General features: G+C 74.9%; 1 pseudogene. It reads left to right on the forward strand.

Annotated elements, in window-relative coordinates:
• Positions 1-502, forward strand: a pseudogene (locus CJ022_RS16590) (hypothetical protein); the annotation flags it as partial.

Genomic DNA, 502 nt, shown 5'->3' on the forward strand with positions numbered 1-502 from the left:
GCGACCGCGACCGGCAGCTTCAGTGAAGCCACCGGCGACCTGTCGACGGCGCAGGGCTACGGCGCGATCGCGTCGAACACCCGCACGACGGCGGTCGGCGTCAGCGCGACGGCCAGCGGCACCAATGCCACCGCACTCGGCAACACCGCGGCAGCCAGCGGCAGCGCCAGCGTCGCGCTCGGCACCGCGTCGCGGGCGACCAGCCTCAACAGCACCGCGGTCGGCGGCTCGGCGTGGGCGACGGCCGACAACACGACCTCGCTCGGCCAGTTCGCCTGGGCGACGGCGGTCGGCACGACGGCGGTGGGCCGCGATTCCTACGCGTATGCGCAGAACGCGACGGCAGTGGGCCTGAGCGCCTGGGCCAACGGCGTCAACAGCGTCGCGCTCGGCGCCGGGGCGCGTGCGCCCGAAGCGGGCGTGGTCTCGATCGGCAACGGCACGGGCGCTGGCGGCTATCCGGCGACGCGCCGCATCACCAACCTCACCGCCGGCGTCAACG

Origin of the sequence: Luteimonas rhizosphaerae, from assembly GCF_002849595.1 — a bacterium.
GTDB classification, from domain to species: Bacteria; Pseudomonadota; Gammaproteobacteria; order Xanthomonadales; family Xanthomonadaceae; genus Luteimonas; species Luteimonas cellulosilyticus.